The following is a 2,490-nucleotide window of genomic DNA, read 5'->3' as shown; positions in this document are numbered from 1 at the left end:
AAAAATTGGTAAATATGACACTATACCATAAAACTTTTTTGCAAGAGGTCTATTAAAACCAGCAAATAAAAAGCCTGGATAACGGGAGATTGTTCCATGACGAGAACCAACAGTGACAAACAACTATCGAGAATAGTTTTAAAAGGCTTTAAGTCTATTGCTGAGTGTGACCTTGAACTATCCAAACTTAACGTTTTGATTGGAGCTAATGGTGCTGGTAAGTCTAATTTTATCGGATTCTTCCGCATGGTTGGGCAGTTGCTTGAGCAGAACCTGCAAGTTTTCGTCAGCCGTCAGGGCGGTCCCGATGCACTGTTGCACTTTGGGCGCAAAACAACAGAGCAATTGGAGTTTAAGTTATATTTTGGCAATAATGGGTACTTTGCCACGTTAGAACCGACCCAAGACAACCGTCTGATGTTCGCTCTTGAGTCTTTCTGGTGGAACATGAGTGGTGAGCATGAAATAGGTAGAGGACATTTCGAGACAAGGGCTTTTGTCGGTACTGGGACAAATATTGATGAATACGTTTTGTCAGCTATGCAGCAGTGGCGGGTTTATCATTTTCACGATACCAGCGACAGTGCCTATGTAAAACAGCCGCACGGTATCAATGACAACGCTTACTTACGCTCTGATGCACGTAATCTCGCATCTTTCCTGTATCTATTGCGAGAGCAATACACGGAATCGTATCAGAAAATCGTCAAAACCATCCGGCTCGTTGCCCCCTTCTTTGGAGATTTTTATCTACGCCCTTCCCCACAAAATAAAAATGTTGTTGAACTTGAATGGTTCGAGCGGGGGCAAGATGTCCCATTTAAGGCACACCTGCTTTCTGATGGCACACTGCGTTTCATGTGTTTGGCAACTGTTTTTCTGCAACCCGAACAGCTTCAGCCAGAGTTAATTCTGGTGGATGAGCCTGAACTAGGGCTGCATCCGTATGCTATTACTGTACTGGCATCTTTGATACGTACTGCCAAAAAACAGGTAATTGTTTCAACCCAATCCGTAGAATTGCTCAACGAATTTGATGCTTCGGATGTGATTGTTGTAGACCGCGCTCATGGAAAATCGTTACTCCGTCGTCTGGATCAGCATAAGTTGGAGGAGTGGCTTGAGGACTATAGCCTGGGTGAGCTTTGGAAGAAAAACGTCCTGGGCGGGAGACCTTGATGATGATTCGAGTGAATATTTTTGTTGAAGGGCAAACAGAAGAAACTTTTGTAAGGGAACTGCTCTACGACTATTTTCAGGAGAAAAATATATACCTCAACCCGATTCTTGTGAAAACTAGTTCTACTGGCAAAGGTGGTGTGGTGAGCTATGCCAAAATCAAGCCACAGCTAAATCGCAAGTGCCTTGAAGATAAAACAGCATTTGTCACCACAATGTTTGATATGTACGGGTTGCCCAATGATTTTCCAGGAAGCAGTTCCCTACCCAAAACCAGTGATCCTTTTCAAAAGGCTGAATATCTTGAACACGAGATGGGCAAAGATATCGACCATAATAATTTTATCCCCAATTTGCTAGTTCATGAGTTTGAAGCACTTCTGTACAGCAACCCGCAGGCGTTTGCTGGATGGTTCGATGCAAGTGTGGTCAGTATTTTGCAGAGCGATCGCAACGCTTTTCCCTCCCCTGAACATATCAATGACAATCCACTCACAGCACCATCAAAACGCATTCGCAATTGCTGCAATGGATACGACAAACCACTACATGGTTCGGTGCTGGCGATCGACATTGGGTTGGATGCAATACGTCAGCAATGTCAGCACTTTCATCAGTGGCTGCTACGTCTTGAAAATTTAATTCTCTGACAGCACCTTAATCGCCTAATCTTGGGACTGGGGACTGGTAAGTATCCCAAAGCAAGAACTTGACAATTTGTCTAAACGGACACCGTTACATAAGACCGGCTCAAATCTACAAACTTTTCAAACATCCTCTTAGGGTGACGGCAAAGAATGGAAAAAAGTGCCGTATTGCAAACCAGGAAATAGATAATTCAATACAATTAGAATCACAGAAATAGTAATTAATGTCAATGTAGCAACTATAGGAGCAGTGGAAAGATATCTCAATAAATAACGTGGTTCCATAATAATTTCTCCAATACCAATTAAATTTGAACTTGCATTTTTATTTGGGCTATTAAGAGGATATCTGTTGAAGCATAAATTATCTGACCTCAACCACTTGGTGTATCAGCAAAAACTTTTCAGATATCCTCTCAGCATTATTTCAGCGAACTGAAATAGGAATTTCTTCATCATTGGCAACTAATTCACCAGCAAGTAATTCTTTGATTGCTGCTATAGGCCAAAGTAAAGCTATTAACATACAACCAACGAACAATGCTGACGGGGCGACAAAATAACTGGAAAAGCTTATTTTATAAAGAGTGTAGCGATTCATGGTAAGAAAAGATGTAGTTTTTCACTCTCCCCCGGTAAAAAGAGATTAGAGAGAAACAGAAAT

4 protein-coding genes are annotated in these 2,490 nt (G+C 41.8%); 2 read left to right on the top strand and 2 right to left on the bottom strand.

Annotated elements, in window-relative coordinates; genetic code table 11:
- Positions 1–96: 96 nt before the first annotated feature.
- Together AC5JMK_RS14240 and AC5JMK_RS14235 are read left to right on the top strand one after the other, a co-directional pair.
- Positions 97–1,179, top strand: coding sequence for an AAA family ATPase (locus AC5JMK_RS14240; protein ID WP_096679882.1), 1,083 nt, complete (start codon positions 97–99; stop codon positions 1,177–1,179).
- Entirely contained in the window at positions 1,179–1,829 is a 651-nt protein-coding gene (locus AC5JMK_RS14235; protein ID WP_495910403.1) for a DUF4276 family protein, read from the top strand. Before AC5JMK_RS14240 ends, AC5JMK_RS14235 begins: the two co-directional genes overlap by 1 nt.
- 129 nt (positions 1,830–1,958) lie before the next feature.
- Here AC5JMK_RS14235 and AC5JMK_RS14230 read toward each other — a convergent pair whose 3' ends face one another.
- A complete protein-coding gene (locus AC5JMK_RS14230; protein ID WP_096679884.1) occupies positions 1,959–2,111 on the bottom strand; it encodes a photosystem I reaction center subunit IX in 153 nt (50 codons plus the stop codon).
- A 142-nt stretch (positions 2,112–2,253) separates the two neighbouring features.
- Positions 2,254–2,427, bottom strand: coding sequence for a hypothetical protein (locus AC5JMK_RS14225; RefSeq protein WP_495910402.1), 174 nt, complete (start codon positions 2,425–2,427; stop codon positions 2,254–2,256).
- Positions 2,428–2,490: the final 63 nt, after the last annotated feature.

This window comes from Pelatocladus sp., assembly GCF_059505505.1.
This window is presented reverse-complemented; position numbering and strand designations above follow the sequence as displayed.

Coding starts and splice junctions, on each gene's coding strand:
- AC5JMK_RS14240 (WP_096679882.1), top strand. CDS start 97: ATGACGAGAACCAACAGTGACAAACAACTATCGAGAATAGTTTTAAAA.
- AC5JMK_RS14235 (WP_495910403.1), top strand. CDS start 1,179: ATGATGATTCGAGTGAATATTTTTGTTGAAGGGCAAACAGAAGAAACT.
- AC5JMK_RS14230 (WP_096679884.1), bottom strand. CDS start 2,111: ATGGAACCACGTTATTTATTGAGATATCTTTCCACTGCTCCTATAGTT.
- AC5JMK_RS14225 (WP_495910402.1), bottom strand. CDS start 2,427: ATGAATCGCTACACTCTTTATAAAATAAGCTTTTCCAGTTATTTTGTC.